The following is a 22,471-nucleotide window of genomic DNA, read 5'->3' as shown; positions in this document are numbered from 1 at the left end:
GGACTCAGGCGAACACCGCCTCGGTGTCCATCAGGTTCTTGGCGCCGCTGCGCGCCATGCGGATCGCAGCAGCCGATTCGGGGTACAGCCGCGCGAAATAGAAGCGCGCAGTCTGCAGCTTGGCCCGGTAGAACGGCGTGTCGTCGCCTGCGGCGATTTTGCGCAGCGCCACCTGCGCCATGCGGGCGAAGGCGTAGGAGAACACCACATGCCCCGCGACCCGCAGATAGGGTACCGCAGCCGCGCCGATTTCGTCTTTGTCGACCATGGCCTTCATGCCGAGTTCCAGGGTGAGCTTCTGCACCTTGTCGGCCAGATCGGCCAGCGGGTTGACGAACTCCTGCATCGCCTCGTTCACACCCTCTTCCTCGATGAAGTCGGTGAGGATCTTGCCGAACTTGCGCAGCCGCGCGCCGCCATCCATCAACACCTTGCGCCCGAGCAGGTCGAGCGCCTGGATGGTGTTGGTGCCCTCGTAGATCAGGTTGATCCGGGCGTCGCGCACGAATTGCTCCATGCCCCATTCGCGGATGTAGCCGTGGCCGCCGAATACCTGCAGGCATTCGTTGGTCGCCTGCAGGCCGTTGTCGGTGATGAAGGCCTTGACGATGGGGGTGAGCAGCGACACCAGGTCGTCGGCATCCTGGCGCACTGCGGCGTCCGGATGGTGCAGCGAACGGTCGAGCAGCAGCGAAGTCCAGTAGGCGAGGAAGCGCCCGCCCTCAGCCCAGGCGCGCGCGGTCAGCAGCATGCGCCGCACGTCGGGGTGGACCAGGATGGGGTCGGCCGGCTTGTCGGGGTATTTCGGCCCGGACAGCGCGCGCATTTGCAGCCGCTCCCGGGCGTAGGCCAGAGCGTTCTGGTAGGCGACCTCGGTCAGACCGAGCGACTGCATTCCCACCCCGAGGCGCGCGCCGTTCATCATCAGGAACATCGCCGCCAGCCCCTTGTTGGGCTCGCCGACCATCCAGCCCTGCGCGTCTTCGAGGGTCATCTGGCAGGTGGCGTTGCCGTGGATTCCCATCTTGTGCTCGATGCCCGAACAGAAAATGCCGTTGCGCGCGCCGACGTTTCCCGCGGCGTCGGCGACGAACTTGGGCACGACGAACAGCGAAATGCCCTTCGACCCCTGCGGCGCATCGGGAAGCTTGGCCAGCACCATGTGGACGATGTTTGCCGCCAGATCGTGCTCGCCCGCCGAGATGAAAATCTTCTGCCCGGTGAGTTTGTGGCTGCCGTCTGGCTGCGGCACCGCCCTGGTGCGGATCAGGCCGAGATCGGTGCCGCAGTGCGGCTCGGTCAGGCACATGGTGCCCGCCCAGTCGCCGGCGACCAGCCGGGGCAGGTACAGCGCCTTCTGTTCCTCACTGCCGTGCACGCCCAGCAGCTCGATCACCCCCTGCGTCAGACCGGGGTACATCGACCAGGCCTGGTTGGCCGCGTTCTGCATTTCGTGCACCGCGCTGCCCAGCATATGCGGCAGCCCCTGACCGCCGAACCGCGCCTCGGCGGTCAGCCCCATCCAGCCCGCCTGAACGAATTGATCCCACGCCGCCTTGAACCCCTCGGGGGTGGTCACCGCATGCGTCTGCGGGTCGTAGCGGCAACCCTGCGCGTCGCCGCTGGCGTTGATCGGCTGCAGCACCTCGCTGCAGAACCTGCCCGCCTCCTCGCAGACCTGGTCGATGAGGCCGGCGTCGACCTCCGCATACTGCGGCAGTTCGCCGAGCAGGCCTGTGGCGTCGAGCACTTCGTGCATCACGAACTGCATGTCGCGCAGCGGCGGGGTGTAATGGGGCATTGAAGTCTCCTGAAATCAGTCTCGAAAACGGTCAGCGCTGCGTGCAATCGCCCGCGCTGCGCTCCTCGGGCAGGCAGGGCAAAAGCAGCGGCAGTCCTGTGGGCGTGGCGCGGTCGCGCAGCAGCGCATCCAGGCTGCGGCAGGCCAGCGCGAGGCTGTTGGGCAGCCTGAGCAGCCGCGCGTCGTGATGCAGCGCCAGGATGTAGCCGTGAATCTGGAACATCAGTTGCTGCGCATCGGTGTCGGGCTTGAGGTGGCCGCAGTCGATGGCCTGCGCGATGGCGCGGCGCACCGCGTCGTGCCAGGTCTGGATCATGGCCACCAGCGCGTCGCGCACCGGGCCCGGACGATCGTCGAATTCCACCGCGCTGGAGATGTAGATGCAGCCGGTCTCCATTTCCACGCTCACCCGCTGCAGCCAGCGCTGCACCATCGCCGCCAGACGCGGCAAGCCACGCGGCTGCTCGATGGCGCGATAGAACACCTCTTGCTCGAACTGGTCGTGATAGTGGCGGATGACGGCGATCTGCAATTCCTCGCGTGAACCGAAATGCGCGAACACGCCCGATTTGCTCATCTCCATCCGATCGGCCAGCACGCCAATGGACAGCCCTTCCAGCCCGATGCGCCCTGCCATCTGCAGCGCGCACTCGACGATGGCCTGTCGCGTCTGCCGCCCCTTGGCTGAACCGGTGCTGACCGGCTCGACAGGCAGGCTCGCACCGATGCTGCGTTTGGCGGCCGTTTGAGCGCTCGTCGCTCGATGCGGCGCACGGCGAGCAGAGATCGGAGAGTGGCGGGCAGTCATTGCCAATGGAGTCGCAAAAAGGTGTGTTAAAAAACGAACGGTCGTACTATTTCTGATTCTCGCCGTTTTGTCAACCGCAAACTGCAACGAAGGGGTTTGCCGCCTAAACTCGACGACTCATTCCTGATTCCTGATACCGTCGCCATGTCCGAGTCTTCCTCCGCTGCTTCCGCCCAAGACACCGTCGTGCGCGCCGCCTGCCCGCACGACTGCCCCGATACCTGCGCGCTGCTCGTCAACGTGCGCGACGGCGTGGCCGTGAGCGTGCGCGGCGACCCCGACCATCCCCCCACGCATGGCGCGCTGTGCGCCAAGGTCTCGCGCTATACCGAGCGTACCTATCACCCGAACCGTCTGCTGCAGCCGATGAAGCGCGTCGGCCCCAAGGGCAGCGGGCAGTTCGCGCCGGTGAGCTGGGACGAGGCGCTGGACGACATCGCCGCCCGACTCAAGGACATCGCCGCGCGCGATCCGCAGGCCATCCTGCCCTATTCCTATGGCGGCACCCTGGGTTTGGTGCAAAGCGAAAGCATGGCCGCGCGCTTTTTTCACCGCCTCGGCGCCAGTCTGCTCGACCGCACCATCTGCTCCACCGCAGGCGAGGCGGGGCTCAAGGCCGTGATCGGCGGCAAGCTGGGTCTGGACGTGGAGCAGTTCGAACACAGCCGGCTCATTCTCATCTGGGGCAGCAACAGCATCACCAGCAATCTGCATTTCTGGACTTACGCGCAGCGCGCCAAGCGCAACGGCGCGCGGCTGGTGTGCATCGACCCCTGGCGCAACGACACCGCCGAGAAATGCCACGACCATGTGCAACTGCGCCCCGGCACCGACGCCGCGCTGGCCTATGCGCTGATGCACGAACTGATCGTCAACGACTGGCTCGATCACGACTACATCGCGCAATACACGGTGGGCTTTGCCGCACTGCGCGAACGCGCACTGCAGTGGCCACCCGAGCGCGCCGCCGAGATCTGCGGCGTGCCAGCGGAACAAATCCGTCAACTGGCGTGCGACTACGGCACGCTCGCTCCCGCTGCCATCCGCCTGAACTACGGCCTGCAGCGGGTGCGCGGCGGCGCCAATGCGGTGCGCGCCATCGCCTGCCTGCCCGCGCTGGTCGGCGCCTGGCGGCACGAGGCCGGCGGCCTGCTGCTGTCGAGCTCCAACCATTTCTCCGCCAACAGCGCTGCACTCAAACGTCCCGATCTGCTCGCCGGGCGCAACCCGCGCACCCTGAATATGGTGAGCCTCGGCGACGATCTGCTGCGGCCTTCGTCCAGCGAATTCGGCCCGAAAGTCGAGGCGGTGATCGTCTACAACAGCAATCCGCTGGCGGTTGCGCCCGAGGCAGACAAGGTGCGCGCCGGCTTCGCCCGCGACGATCTGTTCACCGTGGTGCTGGAGCATTTCCAGACCGACACCGCCGACTACGCCGACTACCTGCTGCCCGCCACCACCCAGCTCGAACACCTTGACGTGCACAAGTCCTACGGCCACCGTTACTGGATGGCGAACAACCCGGCCATTGCGCCGCTGGGTCAGACCAAGCCGAATACCGAGATTTTTCGTCTGCTGGCCTCCCGCATGGGCTTCAGCGACCCCTGCTTTGCCGAAAGCGACGAGCAGATTGCCGCGCAGTCCATCGCCGACGATCCGCGCAACGGCAACATCACCTGGGAGCAATTGCAGGCCAGCGGCTGGGCCAAGCTGCCCGGCGCGGCCGCGCCGTTTGCACACGGCGGCTTTCCCACCCCTTCGGGCAAGTGCGAGCTCTGGTCGCAACGCGAAGCCGATGCCGGACGCGACCCGCTGCCCGAGGTGCTGCTGCCCTATGAATGCCTGGAGACCGCGCCCGAACTGGCGGCGCGCTACCCGCTGGCCATGATCTCGCCTCCGGCGCGCAACTTCCTCAACTCCAGCTTCGTCAATGTGGACAGCCTGCGCAAGCTCGAAGGCGAACCCGCGCTGCTCATCCACCCGGAAGACGCCGCAGCGCGCGACATCGTCGAAGGCCAGAGCGTGCGTGCCTTCAACGACCGCGGCAGCTACCTCTGCCGCGCGCAAGTCAGCACCCGCACCCGCCCCGGCCAGATCGTCGGCTTGGGGCTGTGGTGGCGCAAGCTCACCGCAGACGGCAACAATGTCAACGCCCTCACCCACCAGCGCCTGACCGATCTGGGCAAGGGGCCGTGCTTCTACGACTGCCTGGTGGAAGTGGCCGCTGCGTGAACCATCAACGCCGTCAAACCCCGGCGCGCTGCATCGACGTCAGGAAGGTCTTGGCATCCTCGAAGCCGACCACCCGGCCGACTTCCTTGCCATCCTTGAAGAAGATGATCCCGGGCGGGCCGAACAACTGAAAGCGCTTGAGCAGCGCTTTATCGTCTGCGGTGTTGTGCGTCACGTCCGCCTGAATCAGCGTCAAGCCCGCCATTTGCTGCGCCACCGCCGGGTCGGTGAAAGTGAAGTGCTCCATCTCCTTGCACGACACACACCAGTCGGCGTAGAAGTCGAGCATGACGGGTTTGCTGCTGCTGGCGACCACGCGGTCGAGATCGGCCACGGTCTTGATGCGCTGAAACTGCACTGCGGGCACCGCGGCCACCGTACCCGCACCACTACCCAGACCTGCGAGCGGCTGCAGCAGATTGCGGTTGCCCGCGGCCAGACCGACCAGCAGCATCACTCCCGCCACAGCCAGGGCCACGCCGAATCCCTTGAACAGCCGCTTCCAGCCGGAAGCCTCGTCGGGCAGGCGGTCGAACACCCGCAGAAAGCTCGCGCTGATGAGCAGCAGCAGCGCCCACAGCACCATCAGCAACCAAGTGGGCAGAACCGGGGCGATCATGTAGAGCGCGGTGGCGATGAGCAGCACGCCGAAAAAGGCCTTGACCCCATCCATCCAGCCGCCCGCCTTGGGCAGCAAAGTGCCCGCGCCCAGCCCGACGAGCAGCAGCGGCACGCTCATGCCCGCGGCCAGCGAGAACAGGGCCACGCCGCCGATCAGCGCATTGCCGGTCTGGCTGATGTAGAGCAGGGCGCCAGCCAACGGTGCGGCCACGCAGGGTCCGACGATGAGCGCCGAAATGCCGCCCATGATGAACACCCCGGCGAAATGCCCGCCCTGCATCTTGTCGGAGGTGTTCGAGAGCTTGCTTTGCAGCGCGCTGGGCACTTGCAGCTCGTAGAAACCGAACATCGACAGCGACAGCGCCACCAGCAGCAAGGCGAATACCGACAGCACCCACGGGTTCTGCAGCGAGGCTGCCAGTCCCTGCCCGAGCAGGCCCGCCGCCACGCCAAAGGCCGTGTACACAATGGCCATGCCCAGCGAATAGGCCACGGCCAAGGCGAAGCCGCGCCCGCGCGACACCTTCTCGCCCTGCCCCACGATGATGCTCGACAGAATCGGAATCATGGGCAGCACGCAGGGCGTGAAAGCCAGCAGCAGACCGAACACCAGGAACATCGGAATGATGGTCAGCAGGCTGCCCGAGGCCAGCGCCGCACCGATGCGCGACGAATCACCACCTTGCGCAACCTGGGCCGTTGCCGCCGGCGCGGTGACCGCGGCCGACGTCTCGGCCTGGGCCGATGCAGTCGCACCAGAGGCCGCCGGCTGCGCCGTGCTGGCCGCACCCATCAGTCCCTGCACCAGGCCGCCGGCCCCGCTGCCGACTGCCGCGGGCGCGCCGCCGCCCTCTTCGTCGGGTTCGGAGAGGCTCACCGTGCCGTTGCCGCCGAAACCGGTCAGACTGACGGTGGCGAGCTTTTCGATCGGCGGATAGCACAGCCCGGCATCGGCACAGCCTTGATAAGTCACCAGCACCTTGAACGAAGCGGGCGCCTTGATCACGGGCAGGGGAATTGACACCAGCCCGCGGTAGTGGAACACCTCGTGACCGAGGTTTTTATCGAAAATCTTGTGCGCCGGAGGAAAGTCTGGCTTGCCGAGTTCCACGCCCGGCGTCTGCGGCTCGAAATGGAACCGTTCCTGGTACAGGTAGTAGCCGTCGTGCGCCTTGAACTGCAGCAGCACGGTCTTGGCGTCCTGTGCCTTGGCGGTGAACTGGAAGGCTTCGTCCGGCGGCAGGAAATCCGCCTGCTGCGCGTTCGCCACAGGCAGCAAAACTCCTGCCCAGAGCAGAAAAAACCCCAAAACAGCGCGACTGAGCCCTGCCCAGAAACGCGATGCCTGCAACGTGGATGAAATGCCGTGACGCATGAACGGTCTCCCTTGTCTTGTGATGTGGTCGCGCGCCGCACCAAACTCTGACAGCGCGACAGGCGACGCGGTTGCCTGCCGGGTTGGAATATAAGCGCAACGTCATATTTGAATACCTTGGGACTTGCCCTGCTGCACCGACCGAAATACCCGGCGCTCGCATGGGATTCAGGCGCGAAAACGACGCTGCGTCAACGTGCGCGCCAGCCACCAGGCCAGCAGCAGATCGAATATCAGCACGGCGAGATGCAAACCGCCCCTGGGGTCGAACCGCCCGAAAAACAGCGGGCGCACCAGTTCGACCGCCGCGTACAGCGGCAGCGCCTGCGCCAGCCATTGCAGCGGCAAGGGTAGCGCGCTCAGCGGAAAATACACACCGGAGAGAAATGTCATCGGCGTGAGCACCAGGGTGAAGTAATAGGTAAAAAAGTCGTAGCCGCGCGCCCTGGCGTTGACGATGAGACCGATGGCCGAAAACACCAGGCCGGTCAGCAGCAGCAGGGGCAGCGCGACGAGCAGAGCCCACTCCCGGCTGATGCCCAGAACGACGATGACCGCGAGTATGGCCACGCCGCTGAACAGCGATTTGGTGGCCGCCCAGGTCAGCTCGCCCAACAGCACATCGTCGAGCGAGGTCGGCGTCACCAGGATGGCGTCCCAGGTTTTTTGCACATGCATGCGTGAAAACGCGGAATACAGCGCCTCGAAGCTCGCCGCCATCATCACACTCATGCAGATCGCGCCGGAGGCGAGAAACTGGATGTAGGGCACGCCGCCCACCGTCCCCACCAGCGCGCCCACGCCAAAACCGAACGCCAGAAGCGTAATCAACGGTTCCGCAATATTGCCGATCAGGCTGGGAACGGCGAGCTTTTTCCACACCAGAAAATTGCGTCGCCAGATGGGGAAAAAGCGCCACCGTCGGCGCTCGTTGAAAGCGAGATCAGACAGGTTCATCGGCTGCTTCGAAGCGGGTGGCATCAATCGCGCAATTGCCGACCGGTGAGTTTGAGGAACACGTCTTCGAGATTGGCGCGGCGGTGCAAGACCCGCAGGCCGGGCAGCGCCTCCAGCGCGCGCAAGGCCTCGGCTCCATGCGTCATATAGGCGAACAAGCCATCTCCACTGCGCTCCAGGCGTTGCACATGCGGGCGCAGCAAGGCTTCGGCGGCGTCGAGCCCCTCGCCGTCCATCTCGATCACTTCGGCCTCGACCTGGGCTGCGATCAGTCCGCGCGGCGTGTCTTCGGCGATACGACGGCCGTGGTCGAGCACCAGAATGCGATGGCACAGGCGTTCGGCTTCGTCCATGAAGTGGGTCGTCAGCAGGAGGGATTTGCCCTGCGCGGTCAACACCTTCAGGCGCTCCCAGATCAGATGACGCGCCTGCGGATCGAGCCCGGTGGTCGGCTCGTCGAGAAAGATCAGATCGGGATCGTTGACCAGCGCCCGCGCCAGACTCAGCCGCCTTCGCATGCCGCCCGACAACTCGCTGATACGCGCCCGGGCCTTCGATTCGAGCGCGGCAAAGGCCAGCAACTGCGGCAGGCGCGGACGCAACTCGGCGTCGCGCAGTCCGAAATAGCGCCCGAACACCAGCAGGTTTTCTTCCACCGTGAAGTCTGGATCGAGGCTGTCGAACTGCGTCACCACGCCCACACGCAAACGGGCCTGCCGCGCCGCCTGCGGCACCGGCTGCCCCATCAGCCAAATTTTCCCCCGATCGGGTCGGGCAAGACCGAGGCAAAGCTGAATGGTGGTGGTCTTGCCCGCGCCGTTGGGACCGATGATCCCAAAACACTCGCCGCGCGACAGTCGCAGACTCAAGCCATCGACAACCTGCAGATCGCCATAGCGTTTGTAGACCTGATCGAGTTCGAGCACTGCGGCGGATGACGGCGTATCGAGCGGGCGGAATTTGCTGTCAAGCATGCTCGGCATGCTACGGGCAAGCTGTGAAAACTGCTTCTGTCACGAAAAACGCCAGCAACTGCTGGCGTTTTCGCGGGGACGGCAAATGCACGCGTCGCTGATTCACCCTGACTCATTCCGACTTGTCTTCCACCGGCGCCGCGCCGACATCGGGGCGGTCGACGAGTTCGATCAGCGCCATCGGCGCATTGTCACCGACGCGGAAGCCGAACTTCAGCGTGCGCGTGTAGCCGCCCGGACGGGTTTGATAACGCGGGCCAAGCACATCGAACAGCTTGGTCACCGAATCGCGGTTGCGCAGGCGGTCGAATGCCAGACGGCGGTTGGCCAGCGAGGGCTTCTTGCCCAGGGTGATCAGGGGCTCGACCACGGCGCGCAATTCCTTGGCCTTGGGAAGCGTGGTCTTGATGGCCTCGTGCTCGATCAGCGAATTGGCCATATTGCGAAACATGGCCTTGCGATGGCTGGAGGTGCGATTGAGTTTGCGAAGTCCGTTTCCGTGACGCATGGTGCTTTCCTTTCCTTATGAATCAGGCCAGCCGGATCAGGTACTGGCCCTGCACTGCCGGGTACTCCACCCGGCAAATCGAGTACGCTGATGTGGATCAGCGTTTTTCCAGACCGCTGGGCGGCCAGTTGTCCAGCTTCATGCCCAGCGTCAGGCCGCGCGCAGCAAGCACTTCCTTGATTTCGTTGAGCGACTTGCGGCCCAGGTTGGGAGTCTTGAGCAGTTCGGTTTCGCTGCGCTGGATCAGATCACCGATGTAATAGATGTTCTCTGCCTTCAGGCAGTTGGCCGAGCGCACCGTGAGCTCCAGTTCGTCGACCGGGCGCAGCAGGATGGGGTCATAGGTCTGTCCACCGGCAGTCGCCTCGGCAGCCTCCGTGGTTTCGGCGCCTTCGAGGCTGGCGAATACGGACAACTGCTCGACCAGGATGCGCGCGGAAGAACGGATGGCTTCTTCCGCGCTGATCGCCCCGTTGGTCTCGATTTCCATGACCAGCTTGTCCAGATCGGTGCGCTGCTCCACACGCGCGCTTTCGACCGCATAACTGACACGGCGCACCGGAGAAAACGAAGCATCGAGCACGATGTGACCGATGCTCTTGCCGCCCTCTTCGCCGAAATGGCGCATCGTACCGGGCACATAGCCACGACCCTTTTCCACCTTGATCTGCATGTCGAGCTTGCCGCCTTGCGACAGATGCGCGATCACGTGGTCGGGATTGATGATCTCGACGTCGTGCGGGGTCTGGATGTCGGCTGCCGTGACCACGCCCTCGCCTTCCTTGCGCAGCGACAGAGTCACTTCGTCGCGGTTGTGCAGCTTGAGCACCACGCCCTTGAGATTGAGCAGCACGCCGATCACGTCCTCCTGCAGGCCATCGACCACGGAGTACTCGTGGAGCACGCCGTTGATGCTGACCTCGGTCGGGGCGTAGCCCACCAGCGACGACAGCATGACGCGGCGCAGTGCATTGCCCAGAGTATGACCGTAACCGCGCTCGAAGGGTTCAAGCACGACTTTGGAACGGTTGTGTCCGAGGGATTCGACCTGAATCGACTTGGGGCGAAGAAGGGCTGTTTGCATAGGACTTCCTGTTCAATACCCTCCGCTCGTTACGCGGATAAGGCTGAGGCGAGCTGCCATGGTCAGCTTCGGCAAGGCTCGGGCAAGACACGAACACGCCCGGGAGTCCGGGCATGGACAAAAATCAACGTGAATACAATTCGATGATCAACGATTCATTGATGTCGTTGGCGAATTCGTCGCGGTCCGGGGCTTTCTTGAAAATGCCTTCCATCTTGGCGCCGTCCACCTGCACCCAGGCGGGGAAGCCGTTCGACTCGGCCAGCTTCACCGCCTCCTGGATCCGCGTCTGATTGCGCGACTTTTCGCGCACCGCCACCACATCGCCCGCCTTGATCTGCGCCGAGGGGATGTTCAGCACCTTGCCATTGACCGTGATCGAGCGATGGCTGACGAGCTGGCGGGCTTCGGCCCGTGTGGAACCATAACCCATGCGATAGACCACATTGTCCAGACGCGATTCCAACAGACTCAGCAGGTTTGCGCCCGTATTGCCCGAGCGGCGCTGCGCCTCCTCGTAGTAGCGACGGAACTGGCGTTCGAGCACACCGTACATGCGCTTGACCTTCTGTTTCTCGCGCAGTTGTTTGCCGTAGTCCGAGGTGCGCGCGCCGGATGTCCGCCCATGCTGGCCCGGCTTGGTTTCCAGCTTGACCTTGGAATCGATACCGCGCCGTGCGCTTTTGAGGAAGAGATCCGCGCCTTCGCGGCGAGTGAGTTTGCCTTTGGCGCCAATGAAACGAGCCACTTGGAATTCCTTTCAATACTGCCATGCCATGAGACGCATGGGAGCCCGTCGATTCGGGCAGTGGGCTTGAAAAAGGCGCTCAGGGCCGCAGCGCGGCGCTTGAGCGCAAATGAAAACAGAGCATCAATTCAACGTCAGACATCCCGACGTAAACATTCAGGCAGACATACCGAGATACAGCGACGAAACCGGCAGCGACGAAACCAGCAGCGCTCAAACGCGGCGGCGCTTCGGCGGGCGGCAGCCGTTGTGCGGGATCGGCGTCACATCCTCGATCAGCGTGACCTTGATGCCGAGGTTGTTCAAGGCGCGCACCGAGGATTCACGACCCGGGCCAGGGCCCTTGATGAAGACCTCCAGATTCTTGATGCCGTATTCCAGCGCCACGCGGCCGGCCTGCTCGGCGGCCACCTGCGCAGCAAACGGCGTGGACTTGCGCGAACCCTTGAAGCCCTGCGCACCAGACGACGAGGCCGACAGCGCGTTGCCCTGCCGGTCGGTGATGGTGATGATGGTGTTGTTGAACGAGGCGTGCACATGCGCAATGCCGTCAGAAACATTCTTGCGAATCTTTTTGCGCGCGCGCTGTGCTGCCGAGCTCTGAGATGATGGTTTAGCCATTTGCGATGTCCTTGCTCATTTCTTCAGCGTGATGCTGCCCTTGCGCGGCCCCTTGCGAGTACGGGCATTGGTACGGGTGCGCTGACCTCGCACAGGCAGACCGCGACGATGCCGAAAACCGCGGTAGCAACCCAGATCCATCAGGCGCTTGATGTTCACCGAGATCTCTCGACGCAGGTCACCCTCGATGGTGAGCTTGCCGATGGCCTCACGCATCTTCTCCAGGTCCGCGTCGGACAGGTCCCTGATCCGCTTGTTGTAGGGAACGCCCGAAGCATCGCAGATGGCGCGCGCGGTGGTGCGACCGATGCCGTAAATCGCCGTGAGGCCGATTTCGGAGTGTTGATGTGGCGGAATGTTGATACCAGCAATACGTGCCATTGAATACCTCGAACTTCAAAAAATGTTTTGGCTCAACCCTGGCGCTGTTTGTGGCGCGGGTCCGTGCAAATCACCCGCACAACCCCTTTACGCCGAATGATTTTGCAATTACGGCACATTTTTTTGACAGATGCGCTCACTCTCATGATGATCCTCTCTTACTTGGCGCGGAACACAATCCGCGCACGTGACAAATCATAGGGCGTCAATTCAACCGTGACCTTGTCCCCAGGAAGAATGCGGATGTAATGCATGCGCATCTTTCCGGAGATATGCCCCAACACCGTGTGGCCGTTTTCCAGCTTGACACGGAAAGTGGCATTCGGGAGATTTTCTAGAATCTCCCCCTGCATCTGGATGACATCGTCCTTGGCCATAAAACTCCGTTACCTCGCGCCAGTTATCGCACGCCACCGAGGCCCGATTTGAAATTTGCTTTTTTCAGCAGGGCATCGTACTGATGCGACATGGCATAAGCCTGGACTTGAGCCATGAAATCCATGGTGACCACAACGATGATCAGCAGTGAGGTTCCACCGAAACTAAACGGCACATTGTACTTCAATACCAGAAATTCAGGCAGCAGGCAAACCAGGGTGATATAAATAGCCCCCACCAGGGTCAGGCGCATCAACACTTTGTCGATGAATTTGGCGGTCTGCTCTCCCGGCCGTATGCCCGGAATGAATGCGCCACCCTTTTTCAACTGATCCGCCGTCTCCCGGCTGTTGAACACCAGCGCCGTATAGAAAAAGGCGAAGAAAATGATCGCAGCCGCATACAACAAAATATAGAGAGGCTGACCAGGCGACAAGGCCCCTGCAATATCCTTCAGCCAGCCCATGCCCTTGGCCGAACCGAACCAGCTCACCGCTGTTGCCGGAAGCAAAATGATGGACGAAGCGAAAATAGGGGGAATCACGCCTGCCATATTCAACTTCAGCGGCAGATGCGAACTTTGGCCACCATACACCTTATTACCTACCTGACGACGCGCATAGTTCACCAGAATCTTGCGCTGGCCGCGTTCGACGAACACGACGAAATAAGTCACCAGCACCACGATGGCCAACACGAACAGCGCCACCAACACGCTCATCGCCCCCGTGCTGACCAATTCCATCAGCCCAGCGATGGCGGAGGGCAAGCCAGCCACGATGCCCGCGAAAATGATGATCGAAATGCCATTCCCCAGTCCACGCTCGGTGATTTGCTCACCCAGCCACATCAAGAACATGGTGCCTGATGTCAAGGTCAGCACGGCGGAGAGCTGAAAACCGATGCCAGGATGGATCACCAGTCCGGGCGAAGCCTGCAGCGCCACTGCAATGCCGAAAGACTGGAAAATGGCCAATACCAAGGTGAAATAACGTGTGTACTGCGTGGTCTTGCGCCGCCCGGCCTCGCCTTCCTTCTTCAGCGCTTCGAGAGATGGAACGACATAGGTGAGCAATTGCATGATGATCGAAGCCGAGATATACGGCATGATCCCCAATGCAAACACCGTGAAGCGCGCCAGCGCACCGCCCGAGAACATATTGAACAGGCCGAGAATGCCGCCTGAATTGTTCTGGAAAAGTTGTTGCAGATGGGTCGGATCGATTCCCGGCACCGGGATATGCGCGCCGATGCGGTACACCACCAGTGCGCCGAGCAGGAACAACAGACGGCGACTGAGATCGCCGTATTTGCCCTGCTGAGTCACCCCTGTGCTGGCCATGTCGAGTCGTCCGATCAGGCCACTGCGGGCGCCGCGGCTTCAGCGATGCTGCCGCCAGCCGCTTCGATCGCACTGCGCGCGCCCTTGGTCGCCAGAACGCCCTGCAGCCTGACGGCACGAGCGATCTGACCCGACGCGATCACCTTGACGCTGCGCGACAGGTCGGACACCAGTCCGTGCGCCTTGAGCGTGAGCAGGTCAATTTCGTCTTCCTGCAGACGATTCAGATCGGCGAGGGTGACCTGCGCGCTGTAGCGCGCAATCGGCGATTTGAAGCCTCGTTTGGGCAGACGGCGCTGCAGCGGCATTTGGCCGCCCTCGAAGCCCACCTTGTGAAAACCACCCGCACGCGATTTTTGTCCCTTGTGACCGCGGCCTGCGGTCTTGCCGAGACCCGAGCCAATGCCGCGTCCAACGCGACGCTTGGCATGCTTGGAACCAGCGGCGGGTTTGATGGTGTTGAGTTGCATATCGAATCTCACAAATTCTGCTGTTGCGCGAAAACCGAAACTGGACCAGCCGCTTACTCGCGCCCGATCCGACTCTGTTTTATTCGCAAATTTCAACCAGATAACTGACCTTGCGGACCATGCCGCGCACTGCAGCAGTGTCTTCGAGTTCACGCACGCTGCCGAGCTTGCGCAGGCCCAGGCCGCGCACTGTGGCGCGGTGGGAATCGCGCGTACCGATCACGCTGCGCACCAGCTTGACCTTGATGGTTTTTTTGTCACTCATGATGTTCAACCCAGAATTTCTTCGACGGTTTTGCCACGCTTCATGGCGATCTCCTGAGCCGAGTTCATATGGCTCAGGGCGTCCAGGGTCGCGCGCACCATGTTGTAGGGATTGGTCGACCCGTGGCTCTTGGCCACGATGTCGGTGATCCCGAGCACCTCGAACATGGCACGCATGGGGCCGCCCGCGATGATGCCGGTACCCTGAACGGCCGGCAGCATCATGACGTTGGCAGCGCCGTGCTGACCCGTGACCTTGTGATGCAGCGTGCCACCCTTGAGCGGCACCTTCACCATATTGCGACGGGCCTGTTCCATGGCTTTTTGCACCGCAACCGGCACTTCACGCGCCTTGCCTTTGCCCATGCCGATGCGCCCATCGCCGTCGCCCACCACGGTCAAGGCGGCGAAGCCGAGAATGCGACCGCCCTTGACGACCTTGGTGACGCGGTTGACCGCGATCATCTTTTCACGCAGACCGTCGTCGCGTGCTTCGTTGGCGAACTTGTTTTGAACTTTAGCCATGATGTGCTCGTTCTCAGAACTTCAGGCCGGCTTCGCGCGCAGCCTCAGCGAGCGCCTTGACGCGCCCATGAAAGCGAAAACCCGAACGGTCGAACGCGACGGTATCGATACCAGCCGCCTTGGCCTTTTCGGCGATGCGTGTTCCGACGATGGCGGCGGCAGCCAGATTGCCGCCGTGTCCGTTGAGCTGCCCACGCACTTGCGCCTCTACCGTCGAGGCGGCAGCCAAAATGCGGTCGCCTTCGGCGGAAATGATGGTCGCGTAGATGTGCTGATTCGTGCGATGCACCGACAGACGCACAGCGCGCAAGCGCGCAATGCGGCGGCGAGTGGCCTGAGCGCGGCGAAGACGGGAAATGTTTTTGCTGATCATGATCCTGTCCCTTACTTCTTCTTGGTTTCCTTGATCACCACGACTTCGTCCGCATACCGCACCCCCTTGCCCTTATAGGGTTCGGGCGGACGGAATGCGCGTACTTCGGCAGCGACCTGGCCAACGAGTTGTTTGTCCACACCCTTGATGACGATTTCTGTGGGCGTCGGCGTTTCCACCTTGATGCCCTCGGGCATGTCTTTGACGATGGGATGGGAAAAACCCAGCGAGAGGTTGAGCTGGGCGCCCTGAGCCTGAGCCTTGAAGCCCACGCCCACGAGGGTGAGCTTGCGCTCGAAACCCTTGGACACGCCGTGCACCATACCCGCTACCAAGGCACGCATGGTGCCCGACATGGCATGCGACTCGCGGGATTCGTCAACCGGAGCGAAAGTCAGGGCTCCGTTGTCCTGGACAATCCGCACGCCGGAAAATTGAGCACGCTCAAGTCTGCCCAGCCCGCCTTTGACGGCGATCTTGTCCGCACTGAGATTGACTTCGACGCCGGCAGGCACCTGAACCGGATATTTGGCAATACGTGACATGGCTACTCTCCCCTTAAGCGACGTAGCAGAGAACTTCGCCGCCCACTCCGACCTGGCGCGCCTTGCGATCGGTCATGAGGCCACGCGAAGTCGAAACGATGGCAACGCCCAGCCCATTCATCACCTGGGGAATCTCTTCCTTGCCGCGGTACACGCGCAGACCTGGACGGCTGACGCGCTCGAGTCGCTCGATCACCGGCTTGCCTGCGTAGTACTTCAGCGAAATCTCCAGATCGGCCTTCGCCTCGCTTTCACGACGGATATTGAAACCGTCGATATAGCCCTCTTCGTGCAGGACCTGAGCGATTGCAGCCTTGATCTTGGAAGCCGGCATCGTTACCTTCGCCTTCTCGACCATCTGCGCGTTACGAATGCGCGTCAGCATGTCGGCGATGGGATCACTCATGCTCATCAATATTCTCCTAAAAACTTTTGGCGTCTAGTCGGCAAACCAACGCAGTGTCTGGAACGTGGCAACCGAAGTAGCAACCGAATTCAGCTCGTCTGGATGACTGCCTGAATGAGTAATTACCAACCGATTTAACAACCGATTACCAACTGGACTTGGTCACGCCAGGAATTTCCCCGCGGAAAGCCAGCTCGCGTATCTTGCTGCGTGACAAGCCGAACCGGCGGAAGGTTCCGCGTGGACGGCCCGTGATGGCACAACGATTGCGCAGACGAGTCGGATTGGCATTGCGCGGCAGTTGCTGAATTTTCAGACGGGCTTCATAGCGCTCTTCGAAAGATTTGGAGGTATCGTCAACGATAGCCTGCAGTTGAGCGCGCTTCCCCGCAAATTTTGCAACCAGGTCTTCGCGCTTTTTTTCGCGGTTGATCAGGGACAGTTTTGCCATGATGGCCTCAGTTCTTGAAGGGGAAACGAAATGCGGCAAGCAGCGCCTTGCACTCTTCGTCGGTCTTGGCCGTCGTGGTCACGCTGATGTTCAAACCGCGCAGCGCATCGATCTTGTCGTATTCGATTTCCGGGAAGATGATCTGCTCTTTGACGCCAATGTTGTAGTTGCCACGACCGTCGAAAGCGCGAGAGGAAATTCCGCGAAAATCGCGCACGCGAGGCAGGGCAATGGTCACAAAACGGTCAAGAAAGTCATACATGCGACCTCCGCGCAGCGTCACCATGCAGCCGATCGGCAGGTTTTCCCGAATCTTGAATCCGGCAATCGCCTTGCGCGACTTGGTCACCACCGGTTTCTGGCCAGCAATTTTGGTGAGATCGCTCACCGCATGCTCCATCACCTTCTTGTCGGCCACCGCCTCGGACACGCCCATATTGAGCGTCACCTTGGTCAGGCGCGGCACTTCCATGACCGATTTGTAGCCAAACTTGGCCATCAATTCGGGCACGACTTTGTCTTTGTAAATCGTTTGCAGGCGCGACATAAATCCTCCGATCAACCCTTGATCTGCTCACCGCTGGATTTGAAAATGCGCACCTTGGCGCCACCATCCAGGATCCTGAAGCCGATGCGATCCGCCTTGCCGGTCACCGGGTTGTAAATGGCCACATTGCTTTGATGAATGGCCAGGTCGCGGGAAACCACGCCGCCCGCCTCACCCTTCATCGGATTGGGGCGCACGTTTTTCCTCACGGTATGCACACCCTCGACCACGACGTGGTCGGCACCCACACGCGCCGTTACCCTGCCGCGGCGACCCTTGTCGCTGCCGGCAATGACAATCACTTCGTCATCCTTGCGAATCTTGTTCATCACAAATCCTTTTTTCGACTCAGAGCACAGGGCTCAGAGCACTTCAGGCGCCAGAGACACGATTTTCATGAAGCGCTCGGTACGCAGTTCGCGCGTCACCGGGCCGAAAATGCGCGTACCGATGGGCTCGAGCTTTGCATTGAGCAGCACCGCCGCATTGCCGTCGAACTTGATGAGCGAACCGTCCGCGCGGCGAACGCCCTTGGCGGTACGCACCACGACAGCGCTGTAAACCTCGCCTTTTTTCACGCGGCCGCGAGGCGCTGCCTCCTTGATGCTGACCTTGATGATGTCACCCACACCGGCGTAACGGCGCTTGGAGCCGCCCAGCACCTTGATGCACATGACGGATTTGGCGCCGGTGTTGTCGGCGACATCCAGCCTGGATTGCGTCTGAATCATTTAATTTCCTTCACCCAACTTAGTCGCACAACGTGCGCCAGTCTTGGCTCCCTGGTGCGGGAATTGATCTGTGTTGCTCTGTTGCTTTCTTTCAGTCGCTGCGCGCCCTGAACAATCTCATCACGCAAATCGACTGACTTCACGCTAATCTGCACACCCCCTCAAAAGGGCATGCAAAAGAGCGAAGCATTAAATTCTGCAGGATAGACACGCCAGTGTCAACTCCTTTTTCTCGACTTCGAGCGTCTGAGTCTAAAGAACGCTCATGAGAAAACGCCGGGCCGCCCCAAGTTTTCTCATCCCCCTCGGGGGCCTAACGCGAAAGCGGCAGGTCTGGGGGCGCTCTCAAGGAAACGCAGGGCCGCTCCAAGTTTCCTTGATCCCCCACGGGGGGCGGGCTGGGCGTAGCCCGGCCTTGGGGGTGCTCAGGAGGAGCGCCTGGCGAGGCGCCCACCCCGGCAGACGGCAGCGCTGGCCAGGCAAGCTGCGAGCAGCACAGTTGCGTAATCCCAAATCGATCCTTCGCGAAGCAGGCCACTGCCCACCAACATGAAATGCGGCAGCAATGCGGCGATCGCAGCCAGGATCGCGCGTGTTTTCCAGCCCGCCGCGCAACTCCTCCCCCACGCCAGAGGCGCCAGTCCACCGGTCACGGCGCCGACGAACAACGGCATGACGCTCGTCTGGACGAGCCAAGACAGAAAAATAGACCCCATGTTTCAATCCGCTCCCGGACGCGCCGGGCGAAACAACACGGAAGAGGTTGCGCCTCTGCCGTGTCAGTTGATCCCCTGAAGGGGGAGGTTTCCAACTGAAGCCGGTTTTCGATGAAACCTGCCGTTTGCACCGATGCACCGTACCGCCCGATTGAAGACAATGTGCTCTTCGGATGCCCTTGGCGCATTCTTGCCTTGATCAAGATCAGTCGCCAAAAGTCACGACAGTTCTTAAAATTACTATTTGATTATGTTGCTCGCCACCGTCGGACTCAACCACCAAACCGCACCTGTCGGGGTACGCGAGCGTCTGGCTTTTTCCGCCGACACCTTGGTGGATGCGCTTCAGCGATTGAAAGTGAACATGCTGGGAGGCCGCCGCAACGGCCCCATCGAGGCTGCCATTCTATCGACGTGCAACCGTACCGAGATCTACTGCGCGGCCGAAAGCGACCCGCGGGATGCGCTGCTGCACTGGCTGTCCACCGAGCGTCAGGTGCAGATCGACGATCTGACCGACCACAGCTATCGCCTGGTACAAGACGGCACCGTGCGACATGCGTTTCGCGTGGCCAGCGGTCTGGACTCCATGGTGCTGGGCGAGCCGCAGATTCTTGGGCAGATGAAGGAGGCCGTGCGGGTCGCCTCGGATTCCGGCGCTCTGGGCAGCACGCTGAACCAGATGTTTCAGCGAACTTTCTCGGTCGCCAAAGAGGTCCGTACCCATACCGAAATCGGCGCCCACTCGGTCAGCATGGCCGCGGCCAGCGTGCATCTGGCGCAGACCGTGTTCGAGAGCCTTCAGGAGTGTCGCGTGCTGTTCATCGGCGCCGGCGACATGATCGAACTCGTGGCCACGCATTTCGCCGCGCATCAGCCCAGGAGCATGGTGATCGCCAATCGCACCATCGAGCGCGGCGCCCGCCTGGCGCAGCGGTTCGGGGCGCAAGCCATCCGCCTGACCGACGTGCCGCAGCGGCTTGCCGAGTTCGACGTGGTCGTCACCAGCACCGCCAGCAGCCTGCCGATCATCGGCTTGGGCGCGGCGGAGCGCAGCATCAGGCAGCGGCGCCACAAACCCGTGGTGATGGTCGATCTGGCGGTGCCACGCGACATCGAGCCCGAGGTGGCACAATTGAGCGATGTCTACCTGTATTCGGTGGATGATTTGTCTGCTCTGGTGCGCAGCAATACCGAAAAACGCCAGGCCGCAATCGAACAGGCCGAGGCCATCATCGAGAACCGCGTACACGGTTTTCTCGAATGGCTGGATCTACGCTCTCAGGTGCCCCTCATTCAGCGACTGCAGTCGCAGAGCGAACAATGGCAGACGCATGAGGTCGAACGCGCCCGGCGTCTGCTGGCCCGTGGCGAGCCGCCAGAGGCCGTGCTCGACGCGCTTGCACGGGGGCTGTCACACAAATTCCTGCACGGCGCCTTCACCGCGCTGCATCATGGCGATTCCTCCCATCGCCAAGCCGTAGCGCAGGCGGTCGAGCGGGTGTTTCTGTGCCCGCACCGAGGCGATTCCGACGTCTCCTCCCCAGACGCGCAAATCTAGCGCGTCCGTTCCTTTCGGTTTGCAGGCCGCACACCAAGGTGCGGCCCAGTGCGCTCCCATCCCCCCATGAAGCCTTCCCTGCTGGACAAACTGGAGCAGATGCAACGCCGCGCCAGCGAGCTCGACGCCTTGCTCGCTGCGCCCGATTGCACCGCGGACCTAAAACGCTTTCGCAACATGACGCGGGAGCTGGCCGAGCTGCAACCCGTGGTCGGGCTGTATGCGCAATACAAAGCAAAAACAGACGAACTGTCGCAGGCCGAGTCGCTGCTGAGCGACACCGACATGAAAGAACTGGCGCAGCAGGAAATGCAGCAAGCGCGCGCTGCGCTGGACGCGCTGCAGGCCCAGCTTCAGGTCGCCCTGCTGCCGCGCGACCCGGCCGACAGCCGCAACGTGTTCGTCGAAATCCGCGCGGGCACGGGAGGCGAGGAATCCGCGCTGTTCGCCGCCGACTTGCTGCGCATGTACGCGCGCTATGCCGAGCGCAAGCGCTGGACGACCGAGGTGGTCAGCGAAAGCCCGAGCGATCTGGGCGGGTACAAGGAGGTGGTTCTGCGCATCGAGGGCGAGGGGGCCTATGGCCTGCTGAAATACGAATCGGGCGGCCATCGGGTGCAGCGCGTGCCCAGGACCGAGACGCAGGGGCGCGTGCACACCAGCGCGGCGACGGTGGCCGTGATGCCCGAGATCGATGAGGCGCAGGCGATCCAGATCAATCCGGCCGACTTGCGCATCGACACCTTCCGCGCTTCCGGTGCGGGCGGGCAGCACATCAACAAAACCGATTCCGCTATTCGCATCACCCACCTGCCCACCGGGCTGGTGGTGGAATGCCAGGACGAACGCTCGCAGCACCGCAACAAGGCCCGCGCCCTGTCGGTACTGGCCGCGCGCCTGGCCGAGCGCGAACGCCAGGCGCAGCAGGCGCAGGAAGCGGCCACGCGCAAAAGCCTGGTGGGCAGTGGCGAGCGCTCCGACCGCATCCGCACCTACAACTTTCCACAGGGCCGGGTCAGCGAGCACCGCATCAACCTCACTCTGTACAAAATCGACGCCATCATGGACGGCGACCTCGACGAACTGCTCACCGCCCTGCGCACCGAGGATCAGGCCGCGCAACTCGCCGCACTGGGTGAAAGCTGAGATGGCCGCACCTTGCGATCTGGCAGCCTGGACGCGAACCTGCGGCCTGGCCCGGCTGGACGCCCAAGCCCTGATTCAATCGGTGTTGGGTTGGACTCGCGCGCAGCAGGCCGCGCATCCCGAACGCGAACTCGGCGCGGCGGACCTGGCCCAGCTGAACGCGCTTGCCGTCCGCCTGCGCGAAGGCGAGCCCCTGGCCTATGTGCTGGGCGAGCGCGAGTTTTTCGGTCTGAGCTTCAAGGTGACCCCCAACGTGCTCATTCCCCGCCCCGATACCGAGCTGCTGGTGGAACTCGCCCTGCGTCATCTCGACGCCCTGCCCGCCGGTCGCCTGCCAGCGGTGCTGGACATGGGCACGGGAAGTGGCGCCATCGCCATCGCCATCGCGCACGCCCGCCCTCAGGCTCAGGTCTGGGCGCTCGATGCCAGCACCGCGGCACTGGCTGTGGCGCAATGCAATGCGCAGCGCCTGCTCGATCCGCAGCGCCCGGGGGGTGCCCTGCGCTTGCTCCAATCCAACTGGTGGGATGCCCTGCGTCCGCTGACCGGGGTGGCGCATTTCGACTGCATTGTTTCCAACCCGCCTTACATCGCCGTGGACGATCCGCACCTGCCCGCCTTGCGCCATGAACCCTCTCTTGCGCTGACCGGCCGACAACCCAACGCGGACGGGATGGACGATCTGCGCCAGATCATTGCACAAGCCGACCGATTTCTGCGCGACGACGGCTGTCTGCTGCTGGAGCATGGCTATGATCAGGCTGCGGTGGTGCGCGATTTGCTGACCATGCACCACTATCAGGACGTATTCAGCGCGCGCGATCTGGCCGGTATCGAGCGTGCGAGCGGGGGCATTCTCCCCGGCCTGCGGTCAAGGCGGGCAGCTTCTAAAATGCCTTGATCGAC

28 protein-coding genes are annotated in these 22,471 nt (G+C 62.4%); 4 read left to right on the top strand and 24 right to left on the bottom strand.

The window, feature by feature from the left end; translation table 11 throughout:
* Positions 1-4: 4 nt before the first annotated feature.
* Positions 5-1,801 (bottom strand): acyl-CoA dehydrogenase C-terminal domain-containing protein, encoded by a 1,797-nt coding sequence (locus tag RBR52_RS02840; protein ID WP_320375652.1) that lies wholly within the window; start codon positions 1,799-1,801, stop codon positions 5-7.
* A gap of 31 nt (positions 1,802-1,832) precedes the next feature.
* Positions 1,833-2,609: a TetR/AcrR family transcriptional regulator gene (locus tag RBR52_RS02835; RefSeq protein WP_320375651.1), complete on the bottom strand. Its 777-nt coding sequence runs from the start codon at positions 2,607-2,609 to the stop codon at positions 1,833-1,835.
* A gap of 144 nt (positions 2,610-2,753) precedes the next feature.
* Here RBR52_RS02835 and RBR52_RS02830 point away from each other — a divergent pair, with 144 nt between their 5' ends.
* Entirely contained in the window at positions 2,754-4,841 is a 2,088-nt protein-coding gene (locus tag RBR52_RS02830) for a molybdopterin oxidoreductase family protein (protein ID WP_320375650.1), read from the top strand.
* 13 nt (positions 4,842-4,854) lie between these two features.
* Here RBR52_RS02830 and dsbD read toward each other — a convergent pair whose 3' ends face one another.
* From dsbD to RBR52_RS02720, 22 genes are all read right to left on the bottom strand, one after another.
* Positions 4,855-6,837, bottom strand: coding sequence for a protein-disulfide reductase DsbD (dsbD, locus tag RBR52_RS02825; RefSeq protein WP_320375649.1), 1,983 nt, complete (start codon positions 6,835-6,837; stop codon positions 4,855-4,857).
* Positions 6,838-7,005: 168 nt separating this feature from the next.
* The gene (locus RBR52_RS02820; protein ID WP_320375648.1) at positions 7,006-7,794 is read right to left on the bottom strand and encodes an ABC transporter permease; all 789 of its coding nucleotides are present in this window, start codon (positions 7,792-7,794) and stop codon (positions 7,006-7,008) included.
* Positions 7,795-7,817: 23 nt separating this feature from the next.
* On the bottom strand, positions 7,818-8,768 hold the full coding sequence (locus RBR52_RS02815) for an ATP-binding cassette domain-containing protein (RefSeq protein ID WP_320375647.1): 951 nt from the start codon (positions 8,766-8,768) through the stop codon (positions 7,818-7,820).
* A gap of 112 nt (positions 8,769-8,880) precedes the next feature.
* Positions 8,881-9,276 (bottom strand): 50S ribosomal protein L17, encoded by a 396-nt coding sequence (rplQ, locus tag RBR52_RS02810; protein WP_320375646.1) that lies wholly within the window; start codon positions 9,274-9,276, stop codon positions 8,881-8,883.
* A gap of 97 nt (positions 9,277-9,373) precedes the next feature.
* Positions 9,374-10,360: a DNA-directed RNA polymerase subunit alpha gene (locus tag RBR52_RS02805; protein WP_320375645.1), complete on the bottom strand. Its 987-nt coding sequence runs from the start codon at positions 10,358-10,360 to the stop codon at positions 9,374-9,376.
* A gap of 124 nt (positions 10,361-10,484) precedes the next feature.
* Positions 10,485-11,108 (bottom strand): 30S ribosomal protein S4, encoded by a 624-nt coding sequence (rpsD, locus tag RBR52_RS02800; protein WP_320375644.1) that lies wholly within the window; start codon positions 11,106-11,108, stop codon positions 10,485-10,487.
* A 213-nt stretch (positions 11,109-11,321) separates the two neighbouring features.
* A complete protein-coding gene (rpsK, locus tag RBR52_RS02795) occupies positions 11,322-11,729 on the bottom strand; it encodes a 30S ribosomal protein S11 (RefSeq protein WP_320375643.1) in 408 nt (135 codons plus the stop codon).
* A 15-nt stretch (positions 11,730-11,744) separates the two neighbouring features.
* On the bottom strand, positions 11,745-12,110 hold the full coding sequence (rpsM, locus tag RBR52_RS02790; RefSeq protein WP_320375642.1) for a 30S ribosomal protein S13: 366 nt from the start codon (positions 12,108-12,110) through the stop codon (positions 11,745-11,747).
* 32 nt (positions 12,111-12,142) lie between these two features.
* Positions 12,143-12,256 carry a 50S ribosomal protein L36 gene (rpmJ, locus tag RBR52_RS02785; RefSeq protein ID WP_013106894.1) on the bottom strand — a complete coding sequence of 38 codons (114 nt, stop codon included), beginning with the start codon at positions 12,254-12,256 and terminating at the stop codon, positions 12,143-12,145.
* 12 nt (positions 12,257-12,268) lie between these two features.
* Positions 12,269-12,487, bottom strand: a complete 219-nt coding sequence (infA, locus tag RBR52_RS02780) for a translation initiation factor IF-1 (RefSeq protein WP_013106895.1) — start codon at positions 12,485-12,487, stop codon at positions 12,269-12,271.
* Positions 12,488-12,510: 23 nt separating this feature from the next.
* The gene (gene secY / locus RBR52_RS02775) at positions 12,511-13,830 is read right to left on the bottom strand and encodes a preprotein translocase subunit SecY (RefSeq protein WP_320375641.1); all 1,320 of its coding nucleotides are present in this window, start codon (positions 13,828-13,830) and stop codon (positions 12,511-12,513) included.
* 14 nt (positions 13,831-13,844) lie between these two features.
* On the bottom strand, positions 13,845-14,300 hold the full coding sequence (rplO, locus tag RBR52_RS02770; protein ID WP_320375640.1) for a 50S ribosomal protein L15: 456 nt from the start codon (positions 14,298-14,300) through the stop codon (positions 13,845-13,847).
* Positions 14,301-14,379: 79 nt separating this feature from the next.
* On the bottom strand, positions 14,380-14,565 hold the full coding sequence (gene rpmD, locus RBR52_RS02765) for a 50S ribosomal protein L30 (protein ID WP_013124108.1): 186 nt from the start codon (positions 14,563-14,565) through the stop codon (positions 14,380-14,382).
* Between the two features lie 5 nt (positions 14,566-14,570).
* Positions 14,571-15,089: a 30S ribosomal protein S5 gene (gene rpsE / locus RBR52_RS02760; protein WP_320375638.1), complete on the bottom strand. Its 519-nt coding sequence runs from the start codon at positions 15,087-15,089 to the stop codon at positions 14,571-14,573.
* A 13-nt stretch (positions 15,090-15,102) separates the two neighbouring features.
* Positions 15,103-15,459: a 50S ribosomal protein L18 gene (gene rplR, locus RBR52_RS02755; protein WP_320375712.1), complete on the bottom strand. Its 357-nt coding sequence runs from the start codon at positions 15,457-15,459 to the stop codon at positions 15,103-15,105.
* A gap of 14 nt (positions 15,460-15,473) precedes the next feature.
* Positions 15,474-16,007, bottom strand: a complete 534-nt coding sequence (gene rplF, locus RBR52_RS02750; RefSeq protein WP_320375637.1) for a 50S ribosomal protein L6 — start codon at positions 16,005-16,007, stop codon at positions 15,474-15,476.
* A gap of 13 nt (positions 16,008-16,020) precedes the next feature.
* Positions 16,021-16,419 (bottom strand): 30S ribosomal protein S8, encoded by a 399-nt coding sequence (gene rpsH, locus RBR52_RS02745; protein WP_320375636.1) that lies wholly within the window; start codon positions 16,417-16,419, stop codon positions 16,021-16,023.
* A 139-nt stretch (positions 16,420-16,558) separates the two neighbouring features.
* Positions 16,559-16,864, bottom strand: a complete 306-nt coding sequence (gene rpsN / locus RBR52_RS02740; protein ID WP_320375635.1) for a 30S ribosomal protein S14 — start codon at positions 16,862-16,864, stop codon at positions 16,559-16,561.
* Between the two features lie 7 nt (positions 16,865-16,871).
* Positions 16,872-17,411, bottom strand: a complete 540-nt coding sequence (rplE, locus tag RBR52_RS02735) for a 50S ribosomal protein L5 (protein ID WP_320375634.1) — start codon at positions 17,409-17,411, stop codon at positions 16,872-16,874.
* Between the two features lie 11 nt (positions 17,412-17,422).
* Positions 17,423-17,740 carry a 50S ribosomal protein L24 gene (rplX, locus tag RBR52_RS02730; protein ID WP_320375633.1) on the bottom strand — a complete coding sequence of 106 codons (318 nt, stop codon included), beginning with the start codon at positions 17,738-17,740 and terminating at the stop codon, positions 17,423-17,425.
* A 33-nt stretch (positions 17,741-17,773) separates the two neighbouring features.
* Positions 17,774-18,142 (bottom strand): 50S ribosomal protein L14, encoded by a 369-nt coding sequence (gene rplN / locus RBR52_RS02725; RefSeq protein ID WP_013106906.1) that lies wholly within the window; start codon positions 18,140-18,142, stop codon positions 17,774-17,776.
* 425 nt (positions 18,143-18,567) lie between these two features.
* Positions 18,568-18,816, bottom strand: a complete 249-nt coding sequence (locus RBR52_RS02720) for a hypothetical protein (protein ID WP_320375632.1) — start codon at positions 18,814-18,816, stop codon at positions 18,568-18,570.
* Between the two features lie 292 nt (positions 18,817-19,108).
* On the opposite strand from RBR52_RS02720, the gene hemA reads away from it, so the two are divergent.
* The 3 genes from hemA to prmC all read left to right on the top strand — a co-directional run bounded on the left by hemA (position 19,109) and on the right by prmC (position 22,466).
* Positions 19,109-20,419 carry a glutamyl-tRNA reductase gene (gene hemA, locus RBR52_RS02715; RefSeq protein ID WP_320375631.1) on the top strand — a complete coding sequence of 437 codons (1,311 nt, stop codon included), beginning with the start codon at positions 19,109-19,111 and terminating at the stop codon, positions 20,417-20,419.
* Positions 20,420-20,485: 66 nt separating this feature from the next.
* Entirely contained in the window at positions 20,486-21,565 is a 1,080-nt protein-coding gene (prfA, locus tag RBR52_RS02710) for a peptide chain release factor 1 (RefSeq protein WP_320375630.1), read from the top strand.
* Between the two features lies 1 nt (position 21,566).
* Positions 21,567-22,466: a peptide chain release factor N(5)-glutamine methyltransferase gene (prmC, locus tag RBR52_RS02705; protein WP_320375629.1), complete on the top strand. Its 900-nt coding sequence runs from the start codon at positions 21,567-21,569 to the stop codon at positions 22,464-22,466.
* The last annotated feature ends 5 nt before the right edge of the window (positions 22,467-22,471 follow it).

The organism is Thiomonas sp., assembly GCF_034007205.1.
GTDB lineage: Bacteria > Pseudomonadota > Gammaproteobacteria > Burkholderiales > Burkholderiaceae_C > Thiomonas.
Note: the sequence above shows the minus strand (reverse complement) of the source record. Positions and strands in the feature narration are given on the sequence as shown.

What these genes read in the sequence shown, in the direction of transcription:
- RBR52_RS02840 (WP_320375652.1), bottom strand. Translation starts at nt 1,801, where the DNA reads ATGCCCCATTACACCCCGCCGCTGCGCGACATGCAGTTCGTGATGCAC.
- RBR52_RS02835 (WP_320375651.1), bottom strand. Translation starts at nt 2,609, where the DNA reads ATGACTGCCCGCCACTCTCCGATCTCTGCTCGCCGTGCGCCGCATCGA.
- RBR52_RS02830 (WP_320375650.1), top strand. Translation starts at nt 2,754, where the DNA reads ATGTCCGAGTCTTCCTCCGCTGCTTCCGCCCAAGACACCGTCGTGCGC.
- dsbD (WP_320375649.1), bottom strand. Translation starts at nt 6,837, where the DNA reads ATGCGTCACGGCATTTCATCCACGTTGCAGGCATCGCGTTTCTGGGCA.
- RBR52_RS02820 (WP_320375648.1), bottom strand. Translation starts at nt 7,794, where the DNA reads ATGAACCTGTCTGATCTCGCTTTCAACGAGCGCCGACGGTGGCGCTTT.
- RBR52_RS02815 (WP_320375647.1), bottom strand. Translation starts at nt 8,768, where the DNA reads ATGCTTGACAGCAAATTCCGCCCGCTCGATACGCCGTCATCCGCCGCA.
- rplQ (WP_320375646.1), bottom strand. Translation starts at nt 9,276, where the DNA reads ATGCGTCACGGAAACGGACTTCGCAAACTCAATCGCACCTCCAGCCAT.
- RBR52_RS02805 (WP_320375645.1), bottom strand. Translation starts at nt 10,360, where the DNA reads ATGCAAACAGCCCTTCTTCGCCCCAAGTCGATTCAGGTCGAATCCCTC.
- rpsK (WP_320375643.1), bottom strand. Translation starts at nt 11,729, where the DNA reads ATGGCTAAACCATCATCTCAGAGCTCGGCAGCACAGCGCGCGCGCAAA.
- rpsM (WP_320375642.1), bottom strand. Translation starts at nt 12,110, where the DNA reads ATGGCACGTATTGCTGGTATCAACATTCCGCCACATCAACACTCCGAA.
- rpmJ (WP_013106894.1), bottom strand. Translation starts at nt 12,256, where the DNA reads ATGAGAGTGAGCGCATCTGTCAAAAAAATGTGCCGTAATTGCAAAATC.
- infA (WP_013106895.1), bottom strand. Translation starts at nt 12,487, where the DNA reads ATGGCCAAGGACGATGTCATCCAGATGCAGGGGGAGATTCTAGAAAAT.
- secY (WP_320375641.1), bottom strand. Translation starts at nt 13,830, where the DNA reads ATGGCCAGCACAGGGGTGACTCAGCAGGGCAAATACGGCGATCTCAGT.
- rplO (WP_320375640.1), bottom strand. Translation starts at nt 14,300, where the DNA reads ATGCAACTCAACACCATCAAACCCGCCGCTGGTTCCAAGCATGCCAAG.
- rpmD (WP_013124108.1), bottom strand. Translation starts at nt 14,565, where the DNA reads ATGAGTGACAAAAAAACCATCAAGGTCAAGCTGGTGCGCAGCGTGATC.
- rpsE (WP_320375638.1), bottom strand. Translation starts at nt 15,089, where the DNA reads ATGGCTAAAGTTCAAAACAAGTTCGCCAACGAAGCACGCGACGACGGT.
- rplF (WP_320375637.1), bottom strand. Translation starts at nt 16,007, where the DNA reads ATGTCACGTATTGCCAAATATCCGGTTCAGGTGCCTGCCGGCGTCGAA.
- rpsH (WP_320375636.1), bottom strand. Translation starts at nt 16,419, where the DNA reads ATGAGCATGAGTGATCCCATCGCCGACATGCTGACGCGCATTCGTAAC.
- rpsN (WP_320375635.1), bottom strand. Translation starts at nt 16,864, where the DNA reads ATGGCAAAACTGTCCCTGATCAACCGCGAAAAAAAGCGCGAAGACCTG.
- rplE (WP_320375634.1), bottom strand. Translation starts at nt 17,411, where the DNA reads ATGTCGCGCCTGCAAACGATTTACAAAGACAAAGTCGTGCCCGAATTG.
- rplX (WP_320375633.1), bottom strand. Translation starts at nt 17,740, where the DNA reads ATGAACAAGATTCGCAAGGATGACGAAGTGATTGTCATTGCCGGCAGC.
- rplN (WP_013106906.1), bottom strand. Translation starts at nt 18,142, where the DNA reads ATGATTCAGACGCAATCCAGGCTGGATGTCGCCGACAACACCGGCGCC.
- RBR52_RS02720 (WP_320375632.1), bottom strand. Translation starts at nt 18,816, where the DNA reads ATGCCGTTGTTCGTCGGCGCCGTGACCGGTGGACTGGCGCCTCTGGCG.
- hemA (WP_320375631.1), top strand. Translation starts at nt 19,109, where the DNA reads ATGTTGCTCGCCACCGTCGGACTCAACCACCAAACCGCACCTGTCGGG.
- prfA (WP_320375630.1), top strand. Translation starts at nt 20,486, where the DNA reads ATGAAGCCTTCCCTGCTGGACAAACTGGAGCAGATGCAACGCCGCGCC.
- prmC (WP_320375629.1), top strand. Translation starts at nt 21,567, where the DNA reads ATGGCCGCACCTTGCGATCTGGCAGCCTGGACGCGAACCTGCGGCCTG.